Annotated in this window: 28 protein-coding genes and 1 tRNA gene; 21 read left to right on the top strand and 8 right to left on the bottom strand. The window is 64.9% G+C overall.

The genetic code is table 11. The features are described 5' to 3' along the window. The first annotated feature begins 67 nt into the window (after window positions 1-67). From SD626R_RS08260 to SD626R_RS17385, 4 genes are all read left to right on the top strand, one after another. Window positions 68-328, top strand: coding sequence for a type II toxin-antitoxin system HicB family antitoxin (locus tag SD626R_RS08260; RefSeq protein ID WP_092565571.1), 261 nt, complete (start codon window positions 68-70; stop codon window positions 326-328). Next, window positions 329-580 (top strand): type II toxin-antitoxin system HicA family toxin, encoded by a 252-nt coding sequence (locus tag SD626R_RS08255; RefSeq protein WP_092565569.1) that lies wholly within the window; start codon window positions 329-331, stop codon window positions 578-580. 110 nt (window positions 581-690) lie between these two features. After that, on the top strand, window positions 691-1,140 hold the full coding sequence (locus tag SD626R_RS17490; RefSeq protein ID WP_137782473.1) for an HNH endonuclease: 450 nt from the start codon (window positions 691-693) through the stop codon (window positions 1,138-1,140). Continuing rightward, window positions 1,137-1,742 carry a site-specific integrase gene (locus SD626R_RS17385; protein ID WP_092565565.1) on the top strand — a complete coding sequence of 202 codons (606 nt, stop codon included), beginning with the start codon at window positions 1,137-1,139 and terminating at the stop codon, window positions 1,740-1,742. The genes SD626R_RS17490 and SD626R_RS17385 overlap by 4 nt, the downstream gene beginning before the upstream one ends. 564 nt (window positions 1,743-2,306) lie before the next feature. Here the strand turns inward: SD626R_RS17385 and SD626R_RS08240 are convergent. Beyond that, a complete protein-coding gene (locus SD626R_RS08240) occupies window positions 2,307-2,492 on the bottom strand; it encodes an AbrB/MazE/SpoVT family DNA-binding domain-containing protein (protein WP_092565563.1) in 186 nt (61 codons plus the stop codon). A 433-nt stretch (window positions 2,493-2,925) separates the two neighbouring features. On the opposite strand from SD626R_RS08240, the gene SD626R_RS08235 reads away from it, so the two are divergent. The 14 genes from SD626R_RS08235 (at window position 2,926) to SD626R_RS08175 (ending at window position 14,534) form a co-directional block, all read left to right on the top strand. Further along, window positions 2,926-4,437: a hypothetical protein gene (locus SD626R_RS08235; RefSeq protein ID WP_137782474.1), complete on the top strand. Its 1,512-nt coding sequence runs from the start codon at window positions 2,926-2,928 to the stop codon at window positions 4,435-4,437. A gap of 1 nt (window position 4,438) precedes the next feature. Continuing rightward, window positions 4,439-4,888 carry a hypothetical protein gene (locus SD626R_RS08230; RefSeq protein ID WP_141651427.1) on the top strand — a complete coding sequence of 150 codons (450 nt, stop codon included), beginning with the start codon at window positions 4,439-4,441 and terminating at the stop codon, window positions 4,886-4,888. Between the two features lie 3 nt (window positions 4,889-4,891). After that, window positions 4,892-5,254, top strand: a complete 363-nt coding sequence (locus SD626R_RS08225) for a hypothetical protein (protein ID WP_092565557.1) — start codon at window positions 4,892-4,894, stop codon at window positions 5,252-5,254. Beyond that, window positions 5,247-5,894: a hypothetical protein gene (locus SD626R_RS08220; protein ID WP_092565555.1), complete on the top strand. Its 648-nt coding sequence runs from the start codon at window positions 5,247-5,249 to the stop codon at window positions 5,892-5,894. Before SD626R_RS08225 ends, SD626R_RS08220 begins: the two co-directional genes overlap by 8 nt. Before the next feature lie 6 nt (window positions 5,895-5,900). Further along, window positions 5,901-6,200, top strand: a complete 300-nt coding sequence (locus tag SD626R_RS08215; protein ID WP_092565553.1) for a hypothetical protein — start codon at window positions 5,901-5,903, stop codon at window positions 6,198-6,200. 39 nt (window positions 6,201-6,239) lie between these two features. Next, the gene (locus SD626R_RS08210) at window positions 6,240-6,632 is read left to right on the top strand and encodes a hypothetical protein (protein WP_137782476.1); all 393 of its coding nucleotides are present in this window, start codon (window positions 6,240-6,242) and stop codon (window positions 6,630-6,632) included. Beyond that, window positions 6,633-6,965, top strand: coding sequence for a hypothetical protein (locus SD626R_RS08205; protein WP_092565549.1), 333 nt, complete (start codon window positions 6,633-6,635; stop codon window positions 6,963-6,965). A gap of 2 nt (window positions 6,966-6,967) precedes the next feature. Next, window positions 6,968-7,306, top strand: coding sequence for a hypothetical protein (locus SD626R_RS08200; RefSeq protein WP_092565547.1), 339 nt, complete (start codon window positions 6,968-6,970; stop codon window positions 7,304-7,306). Further along, window positions 7,306-7,452, top strand: a complete 147-nt coding sequence (locus SD626R_RS16800) for a hypothetical protein (protein WP_158298331.1) — start codon at window positions 7,306-7,308, stop codon at window positions 7,450-7,452. Before SD626R_RS08200 ends, SD626R_RS16800 begins: the two co-directional genes overlap by 1 nt. Next, entirely contained in the window at window positions 7,453-9,138 is a 1,686-nt protein-coding gene (locus SD626R_RS08195) for a hypothetical protein (protein WP_092565545.1), read from the top strand. Continuing rightward, window positions 9,125-9,895 (top strand): hypothetical protein, encoded by a 771-nt coding sequence (locus tag SD626R_RS08190; RefSeq protein WP_092565543.1) that lies wholly within the window; start codon window positions 9,125-9,127, stop codon window positions 9,893-9,895. Before SD626R_RS08195 ends, SD626R_RS08190 begins: the two co-directional genes overlap by 14 nt. A 19-nt stretch (window positions 9,896-9,914) precedes the next feature. Continuing rightward, a complete protein-coding gene (locus SD626R_RS08185) occupies window positions 9,915-11,174 on the top strand; it encodes a hypothetical protein (RefSeq protein ID WP_092565541.1) in 1,260 nt (419 codons plus the stop codon). Between the two features lie 220 nt (window positions 11,175-11,394). After that, window positions 11,395-14,271, top strand: a complete 2,877-nt coding sequence (locus SD626R_RS08180) for a hypothetical protein (protein ID WP_092565539.1) — start codon at window positions 11,395-11,397, stop codon at window positions 14,269-14,271. Further along, window positions 14,271-14,534: a hypothetical protein gene (locus tag SD626R_RS08175; protein ID WP_092565537.1), complete on the top strand. Its 264-nt coding sequence runs from the start codon at window positions 14,271-14,273 to the stop codon at window positions 14,532-14,534. The genes SD626R_RS08180 and SD626R_RS08175 overlap by 1 nt, the downstream gene beginning before the upstream one ends. Window positions 14,535-15,016: 482 nt before the next feature. Here the strand turns inward: SD626R_RS08175 and SD626R_RS08170 are convergent, their stop codons facing one another. The 7 genes from SD626R_RS08170 to SD626R_RS08140 form a co-directional block, all read right to left on the bottom strand. Then, window positions 15,017-16,684 (bottom strand): winged helix-turn-helix domain-containing protein, encoded by a 1,668-nt coding sequence (locus SD626R_RS08170; protein ID WP_241996619.1) that lies wholly within the window; start codon window positions 16,682-16,684, stop codon window positions 15,017-15,019. Between the two features lie 172 nt (window positions 16,685-16,856). Continuing rightward, a complete protein-coding gene (locus SD626R_RS17195; RefSeq protein WP_241996620.1) occupies window positions 16,857-17,195 on the bottom strand; it encodes a hypothetical protein in 339 nt (112 codons plus the stop codon). Next, window positions 17,192-17,407, bottom strand: a complete 216-nt coding sequence (locus SD626R_RS08160; RefSeq protein ID WP_092565535.1) for a hypothetical protein — start codon at window positions 17,405-17,407, stop codon at window positions 17,192-17,194. Before SD626R_RS08160 ends, SD626R_RS17195 begins: the two co-directional genes overlap by 4 nt. An 81-nt stretch (window positions 17,408-17,488) precedes the next feature. Next, window positions 17,489-17,663, bottom strand: a tRNA-Trp gene (locus tag SD626R_RS08155). A gap of 137 nt (window positions 17,664-17,800) precedes the next feature. After that, the gene (locus tag SD626R_RS08150) at window positions 17,801-18,022 is read right to left on the bottom strand and encodes a DUF5795 family protein (protein WP_092565533.1); all 222 of its coding nucleotides are present in this window, start codon (window positions 18,020-18,022) and stop codon (window positions 17,801-17,803) included. A gap of 75 nt (window positions 18,023-18,097) precedes the next feature. Further along, the gene (locus SD626R_RS08145; RefSeq protein ID WP_092565531.1) at window positions 18,098-19,123 is read right to left on the bottom strand and encodes a DUF5794 domain-containing protein; all 1,026 of its coding nucleotides are present in this window, start codon (window positions 19,121-19,123) and stop codon (window positions 18,098-18,100) included. Next, window positions 19,124-19,330 carry a DUF8099 family protein gene (locus tag SD626R_RS08140; protein WP_092565529.1) on the bottom strand — a complete coding sequence of 69 codons (207 nt, stop codon included), beginning with the start codon at window positions 19,328-19,330 and terminating at the stop codon, window positions 19,124-19,126. 408 nt (window positions 19,331-19,738) lie between these two features. Here SD626R_RS08140 and guaB point away from each other — a divergent pair, with 408 nt between their 5' ends. From guaB to SD626R_RS08125, 3 genes are all read left to right on the top strand, one after another. Further along, window positions 19,739-21,226, top strand: coding sequence for an IMP dehydrogenase (gene guaB / locus SD626R_RS08135; protein WP_092565527.1), 1,488 nt, complete (start codon window positions 19,739-19,741; stop codon window positions 21,224-21,226). 135 nt (window positions 21,227-21,361) lie between these two features. Beyond that, a complete protein-coding gene (locus tag SD626R_RS08130; protein WP_092565525.1) occupies window positions 21,362-21,949 on the top strand; it encodes a HalX domain-containing protein in 588 nt (195 codons plus the stop codon). Between the two features lie 122 nt (window positions 21,950-22,071). Then, window positions 22,072-24,042 (top strand): DEAD/DEAH box helicase, encoded by a 1,971-nt coding sequence (locus SD626R_RS08125; protein WP_092565523.1) that lies wholly within the window; start codon window positions 22,072-22,074, stop codon window positions 24,040-24,042. Window position 24,043: the final 1 nt, after the last annotated feature.

The following is a 24,043-nucleotide window of genomic DNA, read 5'->3' as shown; positions in this document are numbered from 1 at the left end:
TTCCGAACGGTTCCGGATGATTCAATAACGACAGAACGCTTATTCGAGGGGTCCGCGAAAGAGGGGTATGGCGAGTGCGACACGCGACCCGTCCAACGGAGAGGGGGTCGAGTTCATTCACGAGGATGACGGCTCGATCACCGCGAAGGACATCGAGACTGGTGTCGCGTCGTTCGGCGAGACGAAGGCAGAAGCCCTCCGGATGCTCGCGGAGGCGATCGAGCTTCACGAAGGCGGCGGCGAGCCCGTGACCGAAGAGGACCTCGAAGAGTGGGGCCTCGAGAACGCGGAGCCCGGCGACGAGGATCTTCCTGAGTTCATGGAGTGAATGGTCCGGACGAACTTTTCCGGACGTGAGATCGCGTCGGTACTCCACGACTTCGGCTACAAGCGCGTCGGTCGAGTCGGCAGTCACCTGAAGATGCGGTACGAGTCACCAGACACGGGCGAGGTTCGGATCGTGACTGTTCCGATGGCGTCCGAAGACGAGATCCCTACCGGAACACTACAGTCGATCGCTGACCAGTGCGGCGCCGACGACTTCCACGCGTGGTGCGAGTGGATCGACGAGCATCGTTGATTCACGACTTGTTATACAAGTCGATAAACAAACCCCCGAAAGCGGCCCGATCACGCCGATCACCGGCTGGGTTCTGCCGCATTAAGTGAGAGCTTGTTTAGGAAGCTCACATGGGTAACCACGAAGAAGGTCAGTATCCCTGGAGAGATCGCGACCGCTTAGAAGAATTGTATATCGATGAGCAAAGGACTCAAAGAGAAATTTCTGAGATTTTGGGATGTGGTCAGGACACAATAAAGAGATGGTTACACCGGTTTGACATACCCACTCGTACTGATGCCGGTCCGGCAGAAATGGCTGAAGCCAGGCGGGTAAACCGCGTAACGTACGATACATCTCGCGGATATCCAAGGGCACGGTCAAGTAACCCAAATGGAGGGGTCGATTCTGTCAGAATCCATCGTCTGCTAGCGATTTCAGAATATGGTGCTGAGAAGGTTTCTGGAAACGTTGTACATCACAAGAACACAATTCCGTGGGATAACCGTCCATCGAATATTGAGGTAATGTCTCGTGGAGAACATTCGGCGCATCACAACAAGGAGAGGTCTTCGAAATGAGATTAGAGTCAACACGAAACTCTGAGGTCTACCGTGTTTGGCTCACGGACGACGACCTCGAGGAGCTGCGGCGGGCCGCGGGGAGTCACCGCGACGACCTCGTGATCCAGCTCGGCGGCTTCGTCGGGCTCCGCGCCTTCGAGATCCCGCAGGTCGCGCCGAAGCACGTCAAACGCACCCCGGACGGCGACCACTTTCGGCTCCGCGTCCCCGAGGGCAAGGACACGACCGGTAGCGGCGGGAAGCCTCGCGACGCCTACCTCCCGCGGGAGGTCGAGGGCGACATCCACCGGTACGTCCGGTCGGAAGACGTCGGCCGCCACAAGCCGATCGTGGACCTCACCGAGAGCGGCGTCCGAGCGGTCGTCAAACGCACAGCCGAACGCGCGGCCGATGCGACGGGCGACGAGGACTTCCGTCACGTCTCGAGTCACGACCTTCGGCGCCGGTTCGCGCAGCGGCTCTTGGTTGACCGGCAAATGAACCCCCGTGTCGTCATGACTGTCGGCGGGTGGGATTCGTTCCAAGCGATCGAGCCTTACCTGAACGCACCGACGCCTGAGGTCGTAAACGATGCCTTCGAAGAGGCTGGATTCGAGTAAAACTCAGAAACCTACCTCGCTGGATCTATTGAAATCCTCAGCGGCTGATACAAACAGCTTGCTGAATACAACGCGCAAGTCAGTCATCTGCTTCAGCGAACACAAAAGGGTAGTAGAAAAGTTGCGTGTACATACAGGCCACTTGTCGTAACACTATTGACAATTGAGTGTCTATAATGAATTTGAGCATAAACCAGAAAAGCCGTCTCTCGGTTCTCCTCGGGCTCCTCGGTATCCTCGTCTCACTGTTTCTCATTGCTCAGGGAACTGGTCTCGTCTGACCCAATCTCTGACCAAACTACCGATTGGCCGTGCTGAACTCACCCTCTGGGCCTTGTTTAGACGCAGCGTAGACCGGACGGAATGGTCGCTGTCTGAAGAGTGAGATCGAACAGAGAGGCCTTCATACACTGATCCTGTTCAGCTGATACAGACACTAGCCCACGAAATCAGGAGCGTCTAAACAAGGCCCGCCCTCTATAGTCAGCAAACACTCCAAAATATATCACTACTCAAGGGTTTTAACAGAGCCACCCTACTCAAATTCAATTCAAAAACAGTCTATCAGTCGCTTCGTTTTGCCGGCCGCCGAATCTCCGCCGTATCTGATCCTTCCTCCACGTAGAACGGGATCTGATCACCCTGCTCGATCTCCCACTCCTCCGCGAGCGGTCGCGGAATAGTCACAGTCACACTACCGTCTCCTTCCTGTGCGGTGCGACAGTCGGCGAATCGGTTCTGAATGCCCATACGAACTCAGCCGTCGGTTGGAATATAAATCACCAGAACCCACCAGAATCCCTTAGATAGGTCCCTGTAACCTCCGAATTTTCTGTGATTTAGACGACGGCGCCGCGACGTCCCGATGTCGAGCCATCGGACCGGTTCGGCTGTGGAAGGTATGAACGACGACGATACTGGCTCTGAGGAAGAGCCCGACGGCGAGTCGAAGCGGTGGATCGACTGGCGGAACCGCGGAGGGTCGGCGTGACCCCAACCCGGGTGCGGGGGGCCTGCGAGTGAGCCGCGTTCCCGACGGGATCGCGGTCTCGGAGGCGTTCGCGTCCTATCTTAATGAGTTCCGCGCGGCGTACCCGCTCGACGTCGAACTGGCACGCAAACACGGCTGTTACCACACTCTCATGACACGAAGATGGACCAGCGGTAGTTACGGAGGAATCGCATGAACATCACTGTCAAACGGATTTTTATCGGGCTGCTCGCGACGTTGCTGGTAACGTCACTGGCGGCGCCAGCGGCCATGGCGGCACCAGACTTCAACGAGAACGCGAGCGCGGCGCAGAACCCGTACATCGAGGCGGACGTGACGGTCGAGAATTTCGACCGCGCGACCATGGAGCCGGGTCAGTACGAAGATGACTCCGGCGAGATCGCGACGCTACCCGCAACCGTTGACCAGAGCCAAGATGTCGACGACATCGGCACTGGGACGGTCAACCCGTACGGATTCGTTGCGACTGATGTCGACTTCGAGGACGGCGCCGCGTTCCCGCACGCTGACGAGAATGTCAGCGCGGTCCACAACGAGTCGCGATGGACCGTCGACGAGTCCGGATCGGCCGGCACGCTGACCGTTTCTGACTCGTCGACGGCGCCGGGCGTCGAAGCGCTCGAAGTCTCGACGAGCTCGCAGACGAGCGGCGACACGGCGATGGCGAGCTTCTCAGACGTGGGCATCACCAGCGACGCGCAGAAGCGGTACCTGCAGGCGATGCTCGACGTGGACACCCTCGACTCCGGTGCGACGGTCGAGATCCGCGCTGTCGACGCTGACGGCGACTACGTCACCACGATGGTCGACGCTAGCGCGACCGCCAGTGACGACGACGTGATCGGGACTGGAACGGGAGAAGGCTACGTCATCCAAGAGCAGGTCGGCGCCCTGACGACGCAGGGCAGCGGCGACGGCACGATGGGTGAGATCCAGTCGATCGACATCGTCGTCGAGGATGGCGACGCGACGGTCACGCTGTCGGCGCTGAATGCGGACAAGACTTCGGAGTGGTCGTTCGGTGACAAGCGGGTCGACACTGACGATGACGACGACTTCGAGACCGAGACGATTCGCGACGTGAGCGAGCCGGGCGCGGTGCAGGTCTACGACATGGGCACGCTCGGGTCGGCCTTCGCGAACGCGGAGATCTCGGGTCTCGAAATGCCGATGGAGTTCCGTGCCTCGGACCTCGAGAACGACGAACAAGAAGTCAACGTGAGCTTCGAGGCGGCAGAGTCGTACCCGAGCTTCGAGCACCGGATGGAGGCCTACTACCGGCTCGGACTGCCGTCGGCCTACGACGTGAGCTACGCCAATGCGGAACTCAAACAGGATGTCACCGTCCCGAACTCTCGGTACCAGACCGTCGAGGTCTCAGAGGGTGCGTCTGACACCGACTTCTCCGAGATCAGCGGCTGGACCAGCGTCCTCGGTTCGCTCGGCTCACAGGGCGATACCGTGACGCTCGATAATACGATTCAGCCCGGTCAGGAGATCGGCTACCACGCGACCGTACTCGTCACCAGCGACGAGAAGAGCGCAGTGGAGGACATCGGCGGCGGAGTCGGACAGTTCTCCAGCTCGGATGGTGGGCTGTGGGACATGATCGTCTCACCGTTCGGTGCCATCGCCGGCCTGCTCGGCGGCGGGTTCCTCGCCCGTATCCGGGGGCTGATCTGAGATGGCTGCATCCGCCGGATCAGCCGGTGGCGGAACCAACTGGATCAGCCGGCTCAATCGCGTGGGTCAAGTCGATGATATCGACGGTGCGCTCACCCGGTTGCTGTTCCTGCCGATAGCGGCCTTCTTCATTCAGGCCGCGAACGCTGTCGAGGCGATTAGCAACGTCTTCATCAATCCGCTCGGTGCGTTCGCCGGCGGTCTTGAATCGATCGTCCGATCGCTGCTCGGCGATGGCGCGGCCGGGATCATCGAAGCCGGTGCCGAGGCGTCGCAGGCTGACATCTCGCTCTTCGGGATCGGTGGCTTCCCGGTGTCGCTGGCGGTCGTGTTCGCCGGCGCGTTCGTGCTCTCGTGGTACCTGTCGCGTCAGGACACAAGCGACACGATCCCGTTCAGCTTCACGGACATCCCATTCCTCGGCGTCGAGGAAGACCCAGAGGAGGGCTAACAGATGTCGGCCCGTGACGACTTCTGGCAAAGCGGGCTTCCGTTCATCAGCTCTGCGGAGGGCAGACGCGTCGACTGGACCGACGTCGGGCTCGCATCGCTCGGCGCCGTGCTCACATCCGTCTACAGCAACATCGCGGCGACAATCGCGACCCTGTGGGACGTGCTCGTCATCGACCGTGCGAACGACATCTCGACGGCGTATACCGGCTACGTAAACGACCTGTTCGCTGGTGGATCCAAGGCACTCTCGTTCGGCGCGGCGAGGAGCTTCGCGTCAGATACCGGGATAGTCGGCGCCCTGGTACTCGTCGCAGCCGGCGGATACCTGCTCGCTCAAGCCGTGGAGGTGATTCGCGATGACTGATCACCTTCATCGGCTGATCGCGGTCCTCATCGGCTGGCTCACGCTCGCAGACCACGCGCTTCCAGATCAGACGCCGGATCCAGTGACCAGCACGGGACCGCCGGTCGATCTCACGCTTTACTGTGAGGGTGACATCGGCTCCGGCGGTGATTTCGGTGGCGGTGGGAGCGGAGGCGGAAGTAGTGGTTCCTCTGGACCTTCACTTCCGACTTGGATATTCGATCTTGAGCCGCTCAAAAACTACGTCGGGACGCTCGCCTCGTTCGCGAGTAACCCACTGCGGTTCCTTCGAGGGAGAGCGATTCCGCCGATACTCGGTGCGATCTTCGGGTTCACGTTCGACCTCGCGAATATCGTCTCCCGGCCGTTCGAAGCCGTGCTCGGCTCGCTTAACCTTGCGAGCGCTTCGGTGAGCACAGCAACGCAGGCGGTTACACGACCGGTCGGAAACGTGGTGAGCAACGGTTCCGCGACGATCGTCTGGATATCGGAGCCGTTCGGACCGCTTCAGCCGTTCATCGCGGCTGCACTGGTAATCGTCTCCGCATACGGTCTGGTTATCTTAGGCATCAGGCTCGCGAGAGCCATCGCCGACGCGATACCGATCGTGAGTGGAGTCGAGACGTTCCTCTTCGGGTGATTACGAATGGAACTCAGAGAACTACTGACGGAGCCGAAGGCGGTCGCGACGGCGACTGGCGGAGCCTTACTGCAGCTGCTGGGGGTAACGTGGCTCGACCCGGTCGCGAGCGTCGTGGTCGCGAACATCGGAACGGTGTTCACGGCGCTGTCTATCAGCGGCTTCACAATCGCGCCGGAGGTGGCGTGGATTCCCGAAGGAGCGCTGACGAAGCTGACACTGCTCGCTGCGGCCGTCTACGTGGTGAAACTGCTGGATAGCCTTTCAGACCAACTCAAACAGAAACTCGACAATGGCGATAGCTAACGCGGAAACAAAGGTGTATCGAGCAGGGGGTGATCAGCGATGAACATCCTCGGTACAGTCACTCTCTGGGGATTCGGAGTGGTGATCGGCGTCATCGGCGTGATGGCGCTGATCTACTGGGTCCTCGACGAGTGGCGGGATGCAGAGGACATCAACGAGCTCGTCGAGGGCGTCGGGAACCGCTCGGGCTCGGCGATCGTCGTGACCGTGGGCGTCCTGCTGACCATCGGCGACCAGATCATCCAGCTGATCACGGACCTGATCGGCATGATCGACGCGCCGGTCGTGGTCGGCCACATCGTCGGTGGCTTCCTCGGATGGCTCGGTCTTCAGGGCCTGATCACGAACGGTCAGTTCTTGGCCCTCTTCGGGGTCGTGACGGTCATCGCGCTGATCTGGCGGGCCTCAACAACCCGCGGGAGGGGGATCTAGATGGCACTCCCGATCGACGCGATTCCGATCGCAGCCGGCCGCTCGATCGCTGGTGCGCTCGTCATCACCGTCCTGCTGTACTGGACGTACGAGCGGCTCGTCGGCGAGGGTGCCGATCCCGTGCTCCGTTCGTCGATGTCGAGCGACACGGGGTCGGCGTCGATCCTGCTGTCCGGGTCGAAGGCGGTGATGACGCTGGCCGTCGTCGCCGGCGCGGTGCTACTCGCGCCAGTCGCCGGCGGCCCGGTCGTCGACGCGACCCGCCCGGTGCTGCTCGGTCTCGGTGGGCTCGTCGTCGCACACTGGATTGTCGAGAAGGAGGAGCGTGAATAGCCATGGCGGTGATCGATACCGAATCTGAGCCGGACTGGGTCGAAGACGCGTGGAGCCAGCAAGAGGGAGATCTTCGGCTTCGGGACGCGGTAAAACCGAAGCACAGAGCGATAACTGCGGTCTCACTAATCTGCTTCGCGAGCACAGGAGTCTTTGCAGGTGTAGCTGCGGAGTCCTTGATCGCAGGCGACACCACGTTTTCTGGACTGGTACTGCTCGCAACAGCGGCGTTCGCGTACATAGCGCTGATCGCGACCGACGAGCTCCAGTGTCAGATCAGCACCGAGCACGAGTGTCGTTCGTGCTGGGAGGAAACCGCCCGCTGGGAGGCTGATAGCTGATGGCGATGTTCCTACAGATCGACGAGAAGGCGGCCGTGCTAATCCTCGCTGCGGTGATCCTCGGAATCTGGTTCTACGTCGCGCCTGACCAGGCCGCGTCGACGTTCGTCGGGATCAAAGAAGCTCTTCTGGGGGTGCTCCCGTAGATGCGCCGCCGGATACTTCTCTTCTCCATAGCGGCGCTCCTGCTCGTCGCGCCGGTCATAGCAGTTGTACCGGCCACGGCCCAAGATACAGCTCCGACGTCGAACACGACTGTCGAGCAGAGCAACATCGACTATACTCTCGACGAGCTCCGCGGCGGTGGAACCACCCAAGAGGGCGCGCCGCCATCGATGCGCTTCCTCGGCTCGTACGGGAGCGCAACGCTCCGGCATGAACCAGTAGGATTCGGCTCGTCGGACTGGGAGTACGTCGGCCGTGACACGCGGGTTCAACAGAACGCGGTGACGCTGCGGACAATCCGACTCGGCGAGCCTAACGAGGAGCTGACAGTCAACGTAGTCGGCTGGCAGAGTGGCACCCGCACGGTCCAGACCCAGAACGGGACCACGACCGAGCCTGTCGCGGAGAACGTGACAGCGACGACGGTCTCGACGCAGCTGGGACACGGCTACGACAGCGCTGAGGTGCCGCTGCCGTCGAGCTTCGGCGAGAACCAGCGGATCACCATGTGGGTCGAGGAGTATCCAGACGCGAGATGGACGTTCAACCATCGGACGATCGCGACGGCGCGCAGTATCAACATCAACTCGTGGGGGGACTTCCTCTCCACGCTATTCTGGGAGATCGGTGTGTTCGCGCTGCCAGCGATGCTGATCGGCGGTTCTCTCGGCAGAAGACACCACGATAAGGCGATCGCCGGTCCACAGTGGGGACTGTTCAAGTGGGGAGCCGCGGTGACAGTCCCGATAGCACTGCTCGCGTCGTTCTTTGCCTTCCAAGGCGCGGTACTCGCGACCCGACTCCCGGCCGGGATAGCGGTCGTTTTTGGAGTGCTCGCTTACGCGCTCGTCTTGGAGGGGTCTGGCCCGTCGAACCTGCAGAAATTCCTGTTCCGACGACAAGACCTCGAAAATGCGAAATCTCCACGTGGAGAGGACACGCACGACTCGCGGTACGTCGACCACGTCGTGAAAACCGGCCTTCGACGTGAAGCCGACCAGGAGCTCGTCCTGATCCGAAAGGGGCTGCCGGCGTACATCGCCCGGCTCCGGGGCTCGCTGGCGACGCTCGATGTCTCAGACATCCAGACCCACAAGAAGGGCAAAGAGTCGCCGTACGAGCTAGAGATCGAGCTGGATCCCGAGTGGGATCTGCAGGACGCGCTCGTACATCGACCACCGGAACTGGTCAGGCTCCCGCTCTCGCGAGAGGTCGACGTTCCGGGTATCGGCATGACGACGCTTCCGAATCCAGGCGTCGTGCTGCCGGTGGGCGGCGGCGCAGTCGCTGGGTGGTTTGCGGCCGATGCGATGCTCGGGATTCCGGGTTTCGGCGCCGTTGTGGGCGCGGTCCTCGGCCTGCCGTTCATCTACCGCGTCGAGAACGGTGGTGCTGAGTCCGAGCCGGCGCCGTACCACTTCACGCAGGCGGAAGCGTCGCTCGCGTTCGAAGCGGGCGAGCACGCCGACGCGAAGCTGCTCGACGACTATCGTGACATCGCGTGGCGCGAGCGGATGAAGACGCCCCTCGACGCCCGGAACATCGAGCAGAAGTTCGACTCGTCGGTGACGCGCGAGCTGACGAACGCGGAACTCGGCATCGAGGACGATCTCGATGTCGACCCGGAGACGACCGAGCGAAGGGGGATGGCCGATGACGACGACTAGTCGGCCGGCGCTCCCGACGCTCCAGAGCGACCAGCGGGCGCTCTTGGAGCCGCAGCCGGGCGACGGACTCGACCACGGGCTTCGAGACGGCTTCCCGAACCGGCGGACCGCGATCGAGTGGTACCAAGCCGCAATCGTGCGGACGATCGGGCATATCACGGACCGCTGGGACCCCGTCGCCTTGCTCCGGGATCGGACGCTGCTGACAGCGCTCGTTGTTGGTCCGGAACGCGAGCGGTTCGCGGATGACCCGATCTCGCTGGAGACAGGCCGCGAGTACCGCCAGCGGCTTGAGCGCGTTCTCGTGTTGCCCGCGTTCAACCTCGCGTACAACGCGCTGCGGAAGTCGGCCGGCGAGTACCCGGAGGACGTTCGCAGCGAGGAGCACGACCCGGAGGGGCAGGACTTCGTCGCGATGCGCCCCGCGTTTCAGGTCGCCGACCAGCAGCAACGGGCGGCGCTCAGGCGGCTGTGGGGGGCTTCGACTCGGTCGAGGAGTTGCAGTCGTGGCTCCACGATCTCTCCGAACCGACGAACGGCGCGCTCCACGAGGCGCTGCCGTCGCGGGTCGGCCGGGATCCGGTTGCTCGCGAGCATTTTCTCGGACGAGTTGACGCTGACAGCGCCTTCGAAGCCGAGCGACTGGCCCGGAAGTACCGCGAGCGGTTCGCGGTCGCGAAACTGCTCCCCGCCTTCGCGGACGGTATCAAACGGCTCGAAGCGGGAGAACTGGCGACACACACCTCGGATGGGCTGAATGCCAGCCCGGGATAATTATGAGCAAGTCAGAAACTCAGACGACGGACGGAGAGACGAAGACGACGAACAGCAACGCGGAGTGGACGCCGGAGCGGTGGGGATACAGCTGGGGCGAAGGCACTCAGCAGGGGCGCCCCGATGTCGACGAGCCCGCACCGGAGTGGTGGACCGACGCCTACGAGATGCGGATGCGATTCGGGATCCCTCAGTTCGACCCTGATGCTTTCGAATACGGCGTCTATCCGGACGTGCTGATCCACGAGAAGCCGGCCGATCAGACATCGAGCGCGGGCGGCACAGACTGGCTGAAGGTCGGCGAGCGGGGGTGTGGGAAGTCGACGGACAATCTGCACTGGTCGCTCCGCCTGATGGACGAAAACGACGAGAAGGTCATCTGGCGGGGCTCACCGAACCGCTCGGAGTGGACGCCGTTCGCAGACTGGACCACGATGTGGCTGCCGAGCCACGCAAGCGTCGATGCCCGCTGGGTATTCGAAGACGACGGCCGCGACCCGGAACACGTGGCGGACCTCTCCGAGATCGTCCGGACGGTGCGGTACTACGACGACGTCCGCGACCTCATCGATCAGTTGGGTGATCACCCGGAGGGGACGTTCAACGTCGTCTACCCCGATCCTTCGTTCAGTGGATGCACAGAGCTGACGCGTGCGAGCAGCCGCGTCTCGGGGACGCTCCCGTTCGTACCCGAATGGACGGCAGGCGCGGACGAAAATCCGACACCGCTGACTCACTGGTGGTTCGCGTTCATGCTCGGTCGAATCGAATTCGCACACTCCCATGGCTGGTGGTCGTGGATGTTCGACGAGGCGGCCGATCTGGTCCCACCGAGCGTCGAGCAGGACGAACACCGCACCCACTCGAAGCTGATGCTGTATCGGAACCTGATGCAGGATTCGCGGCGGGAGAAGTTCTCGGTGTACAATTCGATCCACCGAGAAAGCCAGATCAACTGGCGGGTTCGCGAAGAGCACATGTGGCGGGTCGACATGCCCGACGGGACACCGAATCCGCGGCGGAACTCGAAGCGGTCGATCCCGCACGGGTTCTCGACGGTCCAGATGATCGGCGACATCATGTCGGACCGCAATGTCGGAGAGGCGCTGATGTTCAACGAGCGGAACTTCAGCCTCTACCAGTGGAGCGACATCAAAGCGACCGATGATGGGGAGGGGGTGTTGAAGCTCGGACTCGGTGAGCCGACGTCAAAACCGGACATCGACGAAGCGCAGCGCGAGCTCAACGAGGTGAGCGAGTGATGCAGCTGACATCGCGAGACGGCAAGGGTTCGAGCGTCGCGACCGCGATCGCGGCGGCGCGGCGGCGGCCGGCGCTGCTCATACGCGCGCGTATCCGGAGTCCGACGCATGCGTGCCCCCGGGGGATCCGCGTGAACCCCACCGGTGTACCCGCCTGTGCGAAAGGCGCTGGCCTGCCCGCGCGTGGGGTTCGCGCGCAGTCGAGCGGAGGTGAGCGCACGTGAAACGCGCACTCGTGCCGGCGCTCGCGGTCATCCTCGTACTCGCACCCACCGTCCCGTTCGCGGCGGTGGGACCAGCTGCGGCCGCGCCGGCAGGGATGGCGACGATCCCGGACGCGAACGTCGCTGAGGACGTTTCCGACGGAGACACGCTCGCGCTGTCGGCGAGCGAGCTGGAGGGCGGCGTGCTGGCGAGCGACCACGCGGACTCGCTGGAGGTCATCCTGACGACGGCCGACCATGCGCCGACGGTGATGAACGGCGACGCGGCGTCGGTCACCGGCGACGGCATGGCGGTCGTGCTCCGGGATGATCAGGAGTCAGCCGGCCGCGAGGTCGCGCTCGACGCGGGGAAGATTCAGGAGGCGCTCGGATACCAGCCGCGAGCGATTCACGGAACACACGAGGACGGCTCGGAGTGGACCGCGAGCGCGGAGTACACGGACGGCTACCTCGTGTTCGACGCTCCTCACTTCTCTGATAACACGGTGACGTTCAGCGGTCGCGTCGACGTGTCGCTTCAGTCCGCAACTTCCGGGACGACTGCTACGTGGGAGCTGTCGGACTACGATGCGGTCTCAAACGTGACGATCAATACGACGGGTGCCGCCAACACCAGGACGGTTACGGAAATCGGATCGTCAGGTGGAATGAAAAATATTGATCCCGGAGATGCGGACCCGTCAGGCCCGGACGGTGGCGATCCCCAGTTTACTGTCGATCTGGGTGAAGTGAATACTGATGAGAATTTGTATCCACCGGGCGACTCAAGTTCAGAAAGTTACACCGTGCCGGCGAAATATGATGGTGCGACGGTCGACTATATCACTCAACGAGTCGATGTTGGCACGAATAGTCTGACGGTCACGTTTGAATGGTCAAGGAACGGTGAGGTCTTTCATAGAGAGGAAGATTTTGTTGACGGGGGAGAGAGAAGCAGAAGCGCAGAGGACGTGACGCTTAATGAGGGCGATGTGATAACTGTCTCAGTTGATACAGGGTCGATCGTACAGTATAATTACAACGGCATAACCGCTCCCGGACAGGGCTCAACGACAATTTCTACACCTTCAGGCGCGTCAGCCACGGTTACCGACTCGGGCTCGACCGGGATCCCGATCGCTCAAAGCGACGACTCGATTACCATCGATCACACCGGAGACGGGATCAATTCATGGTCGCTTGAGTATAATAAAACGACTCTCACACAAGATCCCGTCGTGGACTTGAACGGTCAAACCACGACCATCCACTCGGGGACGCTAGCCGACGGCGAGACTGCCACGGCCACGATTCCGAAAGACCAGCTGCAACAGGGGACCAACACCCTGAACGTCTCACTCGGAGACGGGTCGCTGTCAGCTGACGCACCGGAGATGCGCGCTGACATCGAAGCCAGCCACGAGGCCTCCGACAAGATCTCCGTCGGCTACTCCGCGACGACGTTCGAGGAGAGCTACAACGTCAGCCACACCTACGCGGCTGAAACCTCAGACGCTCAGGTCACCATCCCGTTCGAGTCCTCACGCGTAGTCGGTGTGAAGAACGTCGAGTACAAGATCGACGGTGGCAGCTGGGAACGGGTCGGAGCGGACAACTACCGGTTCGATGGTACCACCGTCGATGTCTACGTGAGTGATGCCGTCGGCGGTTCGGTGCCGGCCGGCTCAACCGTCGACGTGAGGGCGACCGGCCGGAAGATGTCGGTCGGAAACGGCGCCGTCACGATCACCGACCCGACCGCGCCCCACGAGGAGCTCGACACGCAGCTCCGAATCGACGAGCGGAGCGAGGACTTCCACGTGAATGTCGGTCCGACTGACGACGGCGACCGAGTGCACTACTCGTACTCGGATGTCTTCCCGACCGAGGACTACGTCGTCATCGATGCGAGCGGTGCTCAGAAGATGTACCTCCCGAACTCGAAGACGGGCGACACCTTCCGCGTGAAGCACTTGGAGACGCGCGTGGTCGCCGAACAAGGTGACGTGCGCATTGATGTCGTCGAGCCCGGCGAGAATCCTGAGATCGATGTATCCCCCGGTCCCGGCGGCGACGGCGACCCCGTGACCGTCGAGTATTATAACACCGAATCTGGCGTCGAGTACCTCCTGAACAGCCTCAAGCGGTCAATCGTCGTTGACAGCGACGTGGCGCAGTCTCCCGCGATCTTCGAAGACGACGACTCGGAGGACACGTGGCAGATCCTTCGTGACTCCGGGATGTCGAGCGGAGGAGAGGACTCGGGCGGCGCAATCGGTCAGTTCCGCGAGCGGGCGGGCACCGCGGTCGGAAGCGTGAGCGCGCCGTCCGGAATCGGCGGTGGCCAGTTGCTCCTACTCGGGCTGCTAGGGCTCGGCGGAGTCGTTGCCTTCCGCCGGTTCGAACCGTTCGGCGGCCGCGGTGTCGATGTCGGAGAGCGAGTCGCACAGCAGACCGGCAGCGGCGCGCTCTCGGGACTGCAGGGACTGCTCGGTTACATGGGCCGGGTGGTGAGCCTCGTCACCTCGAACCGGCGCGCGTCGACCGCGACGGGCGTGATCGCGTCGATCGTCGCGGCACGGGTGGGACTGTTCCAGCTTCCAGAGGGCGTCGGCATCCTGATCGTGGTTTCAGGCGTTCCGATCGCATCGTACCTCGTGCTGCGCCGCTCGGACGCGGTGAGCCAGCGCGTCTGGCTCGCGTCGACGCTCGTGGCGGTCGTACTCGGCTTAGAGTTCGTCGCCCCGGGAACAATCCAGACGGCGATCGAGCAGCTGACGAGCGAGCAGGTGGCACCGCTTCTGATCCTCGTCGCCGCCGGCGGGGGGTATCTGTGGTACCGCGCTCGACAGTCAGATAGGCCGGTGTTCAATGTCGTCACACGGAGGGACTGATGCTGCCCGCTCCCTTCGCAGGTGGCGTCGACGCGGCGATCAGCCTCGCGACCGGCAACGGTATCCAGACCGGGATGATCGCGACCGCGCTGCTGCTTATTTGGCGCGGACATCGAGTGCTTGCGATTCTGCAGTCGGCGCTGGAGACGATTCGGATCGGGTTCATCGCGGCGGCCGCCGTCGGGCTGCTCGTGCTCGTCGCGATCGGCGCCGGGTGGATATCTGTGGCGTCGCTCCCGGCGGTGCCATCGATTCCAGTCTGACTACTCGGTTTTGGGGATGTAAGGCGAGGTGATAAGGTTCCTTCTCGGGGTTATGTCCACGCACAACCGGCACTCTCACCGCGGAGAGGGCGTCCTACGACTATTTTGTAGGTTCCACGTGCGGGGCGGTACGTTGCGGTAGGCCGGAGCCGTTCTGGCTCCGGCCGTTATTGTCTGCCCCCTTAGGGGCTACACCCGTAGAGTCCCCTGCTAACCTACCCACGCACCGCGGACGCTCTACCGGCCGCTCTCGCGACGCTCAACACCTCAAAAAGCACGATCGGTGATAATGAGTTAAGAACCATTATGTTCTAAAATCCATCTCGAACCGCACCGTAACTCGGCGATCGCCGCGATCGACGCCGGCGACTCGAGGTTTCACCGGAAACGAGGCGCGAGACGCGCGGAAGTGAGCCCAAAACGAGACATAAAGATAGAAGCGAAGCTACCGACCGCAGCAAACCGAAGCGCGTCGAGCGCCGTTACTCGACCCAGTCTCGGCGATCTGTCCTCACGCGAACCTCGTCACCCTCCAGGTACTCCTTCTCGAGCGCGGTTGCCAGCTGGTGCGTCTCGAGCCGAAGGTTCTCGAAGTACTCCCACTCCGAGCTCCGACCACGATCTCCGTCGCCGGCGTCCTCCTGGTCGTCGCTGGCCTCTTGATCGCCGTCGTCGACGGAGTTCGGATCGTCACGCTCCTCGCGACGCTCGCGCCGCTGCTCGGCGCGTTCCATCATGTCGTCCACCTGGTCGTCCGGATAGATCCGGCGGAGGATCTCCTCGGCCTCGTCGAGAACCGCGAGCGAGGGGAAAACGACCAGCACCGGGTTCCCGACCTTCTCGCAGACGCCCGTCTCGACGAGCCGGGAGACGTGGTACCGGATCGTCGAGCGGGCGAGCCCGGTCCGCTCCTCGAGGACGTCGTAGGACGCGCCCGACTCGGTCGCGACGACACGCAGGATGTCGTACACCGCCTGGGTGTTCGCCTTCAGCGCTTCGCGGTGGATCTCCGTCCCGACGGCCTCGTAACGCTCGCGAAGCTGCTCACGACGCCCGCAGGGGTGCGCGTAGCGGTACTCAGGGCTCGCCGGCCCGGGCTGGAAGTCATCAGCGACGAGCTCCTCGCGATCGACGCCGGCCCACTCCAGGTGTGCGGAGACGACCGACCGGAGCACGGACATGACCTCGTCCCAGTCGTCGACGTGAGGGAGCGCGCCGTCGCCGTTGACGCCAGCGAACGACGCCTCGAGCTTCGGATGGTGCGCCGGATCCTCCCGCGGGATTTCGCTCCAGCCGGCGTTCTGGTAGCACTTCAGTTCGATATCGTAGGAGGTCCGCTCGAAACCGAGGAGGTGCCAGCGGTCCGCGTCAAGGAGCGCCTCCAGGTATCCCTCGCGAACGCGGTACTGGTGCGCCTCGATCTCGGACATCCCGCCATAGACGATGAGGTCTCGCGTCTGATCCATCACCTCGATCACCTGGCGCTTCCAGCCGATGTCGAACCGGTGATGCGCTTCGGCTTTCGTGAGGCGCCGCGAGTCGGCGTCGCGGTCCGCCAGGAGACGACCGCGGTCGACATCCAGGACGAGCTCGAGGACGTCGAGCATCCGGCCCTCGATCTCGTCGGCGGAGTCGGCCCACGTGGTCGAACACCGCACGAGCGACCCCTCGCCGTACTGGAGGGTGAGCTCTGACCCATCCTTGTAGTTCAGGTCAGCGAACTGTGGGATCACGCGCAGCGAGCACGCCTTCCCGGTCTTGTGGAGGTCGCCCTCGTCGTCTCGCTCGCGGAGCGTGAGGTCGTACTTGTAGTACGCCGAGTAGTCGTCGCCGGTCCCGGTGCCGGCCTTCCAGCGCGACGAGGTGAGCTTCACGACCCACTCGCGGCCCGAAGTCGGAGCCTCGAGCCACGAGAGATCCCGGTGATCGACCACAGCGGCGATCCCGGGCTCCTCGTCGCGGTCCCCGACGACATCGTACCACAGCTGATGGACGGCAGAGTAGAGCGCGAGGTCGCGATCGACATCGTTGAACACGGCCTGCGTGGCGGCGCCGTGAGCCGCCGGGCGAGGTGCGACCCGATCCTCGATCCGCGGGTCGGGAAGCGTCCCGATCGTGGCGTCGGGCGTGCTGGGGATGTCGACGCTCACGCGTCATCACCCCGGCATCGGTAGCAGACGACGTCGCGACCGGACGTCCCGCGGCCGCACTCGGGACACTCGTACTCTCCAAGGGTGTCAAGGTCAACGCCGTCGAACTTTTTCTCGACCGCGCACATTTCACAGACACCGCTCCGGCGCTGCGTGGGGTGTGGGCACCCCGTCATCGCTCACCTCCTGCTCCGGCCTCGACGGGCTCGAGGACGTTCCACCACGTGGCACCCTTGCACGAGTGACAGACGTGACGGAACGACCCGCTGGAGCGGTCACCGACGATCTCGGCGGTCCGCTTCTCCGATGTCTTCCCGCAACCCGTACAGCGAGCCGAGACGCGCGGACCAGCGTGGCCCACGCCAGGTGCGGTGGCTCGCTCACTTGACATCGTCCACCTCCTCGTCTTCCTCCTGGTCGTCGTCGAGCTCGTCGGGGAGATCCCGTTTTCTTCGGCGAGCCGGAGCTGTTCGGCGACGGCCCTCGCGTGACCGAGATCGTCGTCGCTCAAGCCGACTCACCCCCGTTGATGTCCTCGGGACGGTAGCGCCTCTCGGAGTCGGATGTCCCTTTCGAGAACTTGCTCGGGCGGTGCGGACACTCGATGAGGTGGCCGTACTCGAGGTCGCCGTTGATGCTGCGCGTACAGCGGGCGCCGCAGGTGTCGCAGAAGAACTCGCGGTCCTTCTCGGCGGTGAAGCTCCCGGAGTAGCCGAGGCTCACGCGCCGACACCTCCACTGGTGGACCTGTTTTTCGTTAAATATCTATTACTAAGAAGTGATAAGTTAGAGTGAAGACTGCTATGGGGCCGGAGGGATTTGAACCCCCGATCGACTGATATCTCCGGTGCGCCTCGGAACTCCAGAGGGTCGTCAACGCGAGCGATGATCAGTCGCCCGCTCGGTATATCAGTCTGGAGCGTCGTCCCGGGCGCGAACCTCTGGAGTCAGTCGCCATGCCTGGCTTGGCCACAGCCCCACTCGGTATCGCATCAGAATCTTACCGAAAGACCGATAAAGGGGTTTCGATCGCGAGCGATCGAGGGACGGAACGGCGACACGAGCGGCGCCGACGCCGGGCGGTGCGCGACCATCGCGATCGACGGCGCGCCTCGTTCAGCGGTCGTCGTCGCTCCAGTCGCACTCCTGGCATTTGAACCCGGTGACGAACTCGGTGACGCTCGGCATGTAGCCGACGGTGATGACGTCGCCGCCGCACTCCGGGCAGTCGCGGTCGGCGTCGGCGATCGACTCGGCTTCGAGCACCGGTTCCCCCTCGACCAGCTCGGCGAGCTTCTCGGGCGTCACCATCCGCCCTTGAACGACGCGATTGGACATACACCGCGTAGCGGACGGAGCACCTAAACCCCGGCGACACGCCGGACCGGCGGCTGATCGATCCAGCGGCGACGCCTACAGCCAGGGGGCGCGGGAGTCGTCGTCGGTGAACGGGTCGGCGTCGTCGTCGCCCGCGTCGCGTTCGCCGCCGTTGGCCAGCGCCGCCACGTCGTCGTTGACGATCGGACCGGGAGCGTCCGGCGGGGTGTCGAGCGGCGGGTCGGTCGGATCGAGCTCCTCGCCTCCGGAGGTCTCGTCGCCCGCCGGGCCGTCCGCGTCGCCGCCATCCGCGTCACCGTCGCCCGCGGGGTCACCGCCGGCATCGGAGTCGTCCGGCGAGTCGCCGTCGGCGTCCGCGACGGGACCGGCGTTCGGGTCGTAGGCGAACAGCGTGGTGACGGCGAGGACGGCCAGCGCGATGGGCGCCTCGGTCTGCATCAGGTCGAACGGCCCGAGCAGGATGGGGAGCGCCAGCACGCCGAGCGCCACCGCCGAGCCGAAGCGGAAGCGGTCGATGTCGACGCGGCCGCGGAGGTGCGGCGACAGCAGCGCGATCGACAGCGCGAACGCGACGCCGACGCCCGCCGCGGCGGCGCCGTTGACCACGTACTCCGGCGACGTCTCGATCGCGAAGCCGCTGGGGTCGAAGCTCGCGACGAGGCCGAGCGCGATGATGACGCCGGGGCTCGGCAGGAACTCGCCGATCTCCGAACTCGCCGTCTTGGCGGCGATCGTGAGGATCACCAGTCCGGCGAACCGCTCGAAGACGGGGAGGTTGAGGAAGCCCTTGAACGTGGGGGCGAACGCGGCTTCGAGCGCCGCCAGCGGGATGACCACCGCACCGATCAGCAGCACCGAGGTCACCATCTCGCGGCGGCTGCCGTCCATCTCGGCGAGGATCACGGCCGCGGTGGCCGACCCGCCGAAGATGAGGATACCGGTCTCGACGACGCCGGTCGCGGTACTCATGACCCCGGCGATTATCAACGCTGGGAAGATGCCGTCGATCAGCGGCAGGACCATGACCGTCGCGAGCAGCTTCGTCGCGCTACCCACCTGCTGCTCTAAGCGGAGCGCTATCGGGTGGCGTGAGACGCTCATTCAGGGGCGATGTCCCTGACCGACGGGGAGACGGTGGGAAGCGGACGACCCGCGATAGCCGAGGGCCCGGCGTGCGGAGTCGAAGCCGAAGGCGGCCCGACGAGCCCATGTGAAGAGTTTGCGCGGATTGCCGGCTGTAAAGGGGGCGCCGAGGACGCGGATCGGCTGGCCGGCGGTGCGCGCGTTCATGGAACTGTCGGAGTCCATACCTTGTATACGCGTTTCGGTCGCGTTAAAGGTTGTGTGAGACCTGTCCGCACGACACGGACGATCACCGGTATCCATTTATAATCGCGGGTGCGGACCGACGACCGATCACCCGATTCGCCGACGATCCGTCGCCGCTTCGGGCGTCCGAGCGCCGAATCGCGGATCGGACCGCGGGCGCGGGGTCGGAACGGTGGTCGAAGTGAGGGAGCGAGCGCGGACGGCATCGAGGACCGAACGCGGACGGTGTCGAAGACGGGAAAATTCCGGTGGTAGTCTCGGTCGAGATCGACCTCGCTGTGCTCGGTATGATCCACGAATTCGCATATCCTCTTGTCGAGAGTGGGAACGACGTGCACGTCCGTGCTGACTCGCAACGTTTTTTATTCGGCACTCACGACGGTTTATATGGAGACAAACTCCGGTCGATTCTCTGCGAAGCTCGACGTGCCGGAAGCGCTGACGTTCGACGACGTGCTCCTCCGCCCCAAGGAGAGCCGGGTGGAGCCCGATGACGCCGACCTCTCCGCGCGCGTCTCGAAGAACGTCGAACTCACCGTCCCGGTGCTGTCGGCGGCGATGGACACCGTCACCGAGAGCGACCTCGCGATCGCGATGGCCCGCGAGGGCGGGCTCGGCGTCCTCCACCGCAACATGACCGTCGAGGAGACGGCCGCCGAGGTCGAGCGCGTCAAGCGCGCCCACGAGCTCGTCATCCGCCGCGAGAACGTCGTGACGGTCTCGCCCGACGACACCGTGCGCGAGGCCGACGCCGTGATGGAGCGTCAGGGCGTCTCCGGCGCCCCGGTCGTCGACGGCGACGACGCCGTCCTCGGGATCATCTCCGGGACGGACATCCGCCCGTATCTGGAGGTCGGCGAGGACGACGCCGTCAGCGAGGCGATGACGGACGAGGTCATCACGGCGCCGGAGGACGTCGACGCCCGCGAGGCGCTCGAACTGATGTACGACCACAAGATCGAGCGCGTCCCCATCGTCGACGGCGACGACCGGCTCGTCGGGCTCGTCACGATGCAGGGAATCCTCCAGCGCCGCGAGCACGAGGACGCCGCCCGCGACGGGGACGGTCGCCTGCTGGCCGGCGTCGCCGTCGGCCCCTTCGAGGAGGAACGCGCGATCGCGGCCGACGAGGCCGACGTCGACGTAATCTTCATCGACTGCGCGCACGCCCACAACCTCAACGTGCTCGACTCCGCCCGGGCGATCAAGGAGACCGTGGACGCCGACGTCGTCGTCGGCAACGTCGGCACGCGGGAGGCCGCCGAGGCCGCCGTCGACTTCGCCGACGGGCTGAAGGTGGGTATCGGGCCGGGATCGATCTGCACCACGCGCGTCGTGAGCGGCGCCGGGATGCCCCAGATGACCGCGGTCTCGGAGGTCGCGGACGTGGCGACCGAACACGGCGTGCCGGTGATCGCCGACGGTGGTATCCGCTACTCCGGCGACGCGATCAAGGCGATCGCCGCGGGCGCGAACGCGGTCATGCTCGGCTCGTACTTCGCCGGCACCGACGAGGCCCCCGGCCGCGTCATCACGATGCAGGGGAAGAAGTACAAGCAGTACCGGGGGATGGGATCGGTCGGCGCGATGAAGTCCGGCGGCGGCGACCGCTACCTGAAGGAGGAGGAGGAAGACGAGGAGTTCGTCCCCGAGGGGGTCGAAGCCGCGACCCCGTACAAGGGGAGCCTCGCCTCGGAGCTCCACCAGCTCACCGGCGGGATCTGCTCCGGTATGGGATACGTCGGCGCCGAGACCGTCCCCGAGCTGCACGAGCGCGCCGAGTTCGTCCGCGTCTCCAGCGCCGGGCAGACCGAGGGGCACCCGCACGACGTGATGATCACGGACGAGGCCCCGAACTACAGCCCGAACGAGTGACAGCCCGCCGGTCGGGCGAGCGGCGGGCCGAGCGGGCGTGATTCGGTAGCGGCGGTGTAGGCCCGAAGAGGTATTTTAATATAGTCCGCGAAGAGACGAAACGTGTGAGCGAATACCTCGTCGCTCCGGCAATCCATGAGTGAGCAACCGCCGCTCGTCCTCGTGGTCGAGGACGAACCGGATCTGGCCGACCTGTACGCCGCGTGGCTCGGCGACGAGTATCGCGTCCGGACCGCGTACGGCGGCCAGGAGGCGTTAGAGCAGCTCGACGAAGCCGACGACGACGTGGACGCGATTCTCCTCGACAGGCGGATGCCGGGGCTCTCGGGCGACGAGGTGCTGTCGGCGGTGCGCGAGCGCGGGATCGACTGCCGAGTCGCGATGGTCACCGCGGTCGAGCCCGACTTCGACATCCTGAAGATGGGGTTCGACGACTACCTGGTGAAGCCGGTCACCAGCGATACCCTCAAGGAGACCGTCTCGGGGTTGTTGCGACGCGGCGAGTACGACACGGAGATGCAGGAGCTGTTCTCGCTGACCTCCAAGAAGGCGATGTTAGAGACGGAGAAGAGCGCGACCGAGCTCGCCGACAACGACGAGTACCAGCGGCTCACGGACCGGATCGAGGAGCTTCGGTCGCGGGCCGACGAGTCGCTGGAGGCGGTGACCGAGGACGACGACGACTTCGAGAAGCTGTTCCAGGAGTTCGACGACGGGGAGTGACGGGCCGGCCGCGGCCCGGTCCCGGCGGGCGTCGACGTGAGCCCGCGGTTCGTGGCCCGACGTGGCCGCCGGTCCCGCGCCCGCCGACTATTTAAATACGGTCCGACCGAACCGACGACCGAATGCGCGTCAGCGACCTCCCGCTCGCGGAGCCGTACGTCGACCACTTCGCCGAGCGGGGGATCCGGGAGCTGTACCCGCCGCAGGCGGCCGCCGTCGACGCCGGCGTCTGCGAGGGCGAGAACGTCGTCGCCGCGATCCCCACCGCCTCGGGCAAGACGTTCGTCGCCGAGCTGGGGCTGTTGACCGCGGACGGGCCGGGGCTGTACGTCTGCCCGCTCCGGGCGCTCGCCCGCGAGAAGTACGAGGCGTTCGCCGCGCTCCCGGGCGTCGACGTGGGGATCTCCACCGGCGACTTCGACGCCGCGGGAGAGGCGCTCGCGGGCAACGACGTCGTCGTCGCCACCAGCGAGAAGGTCGACTCGGCGATCCGCAACGGCGCCGGCTGGGTCGACGAGCTCGCCTGCGTCGTCGTCGACGAGGTCCACCTCCTCGGCGCGGAGCGCCGCGGCCCGACGCTCGAAGTGACGCTCGCGACGCTGCGCCGCCGGAACCCAGATGTGCAGGTCGTCGCGCTCTCGGCCACCGTCGACAACCCGGAGGCCATCGCAGGGTGGCTGGACGCGACGCTCGTCGAGTCCGACTGGCGTCCCGTCGACCTCCGGACCGGCGTCGCCGTCGGCGGTCGCGTCGACTTCGACGACGGGACGGCGATCGACGTCGGGGTCGAGGGCGAAGCGGTCCCCGGGAACGGGGAGGACGGCAATGACGACGGCCCCGACGACACCGAGGTCACCGCCGCGCTCGTCGCCGACACGGTCGCCGACGGCGGCCAGTGCCTCGCGTTCGTGCGGTCGCGGACCGAGGCGGTCGCGCTGGCCGAGCGGCTCGCCGAGGACGGGCTCGCGGGCGAGATGGGGATCGAGTCGGCCGCCGCGGACGCCGCCGACGAGGTCGAGGGCGTCGACGGGACCGTCACCGGACGACAGCTCGCCGACTGCCTCCGGTCGGGCGTGGCGTTCCATCACGCCGGGCTCCGCTCGGGGCACCGCTCGGTCGTCGAGGCGGCGTTCCGCGACCGCGACGTCGCCTGCATCTGCGCGACGCCGACGCTCGCCGCCGGCGTCAACGTCCCCGCGCGCCGCGTCGTGGTCCGCGACCAGAAGCGCTACGCCGGGTCGGCGATGGAGTGGCTCCCGACGCTGGAGGTCCACCAGATGTGCGGCCGCGCGGGACGGCCCGGACTCGACCCCCACGGCGAGGCGGTGCTCGTCGGCGACGCCGACAGCGAGGCCGAGCTCGTCGAGCGCTACGTCGAGGGCGAGCCGGAGGCGGTCGAGTCGACGCTTGCGGACCCCGCGTCGCTCCGCACGCACGTCCTCTCGGCGGTCGCGACGGGCTTCGCCGAGACGGAGGAGGAGATCCTCGGCGTCTTCGAGGGCACCTTCTACGCCCGGGAGGCGGGCGCCGGCGGCCTCGCCGACGCCGTCGCCGTCGCGGTCGACGACCTCGTCGCGGCGGGGATGGTCCGCCGGGAGACCGGGGGCGTCGACGACTACCGGCTGATCGCCACGCCGGTCGGCGAGACCACCTCGAAGCAGTACGTCAGGCCCGAGACCGGCGAGCGTATCGTGGCGGGGGTGCGGACCGCCGCCGGAATGGCCGACGCGACGACGCTCACCGTCTTCGAGGTGATCTGCGACACGCCCGACATGCAGGACACCTACCTCGGCAACGAGGAGCGGGCCGAGATCTACCGGTTCGCCCGGGCTAACGCGGGGCAGCTGACCACGGCCATGGACGAGCCCGACGACTTCGAGGAGTGGCTGGAGTCGGTGAAGACCGCCCGGATCCTCGACGAGTGGATCGGCGGCGCCACCGTCGAGGAGCTCGTGGAGGCGTACCGGATCGGCCCCGGCGACCTCGACTCGCGCATCGAGCGCGCCGAGTGGCTGCTGAGCGCGGCCGAGGCGCTCGCGGAGACTGTCGGCGTGAGCGTGCCGGCGGTCTCGCGGGCGCGAGCTCGTTTATGAC

Source organism: Halorubrum sp. SD626R, from assembly GCF_001261915.1.
In the GTDB taxonomy this organism is placed as follows: Archaea; Halobacteriota; Halobacteria; order Halobacteriales; family Haloferacaceae; genus Halorubrum.
The sequence above is the reverse complement of the archived record's forward strand: the minus strand, read 5'-3'. Positions and strand labels throughout refer to the sequence as shown.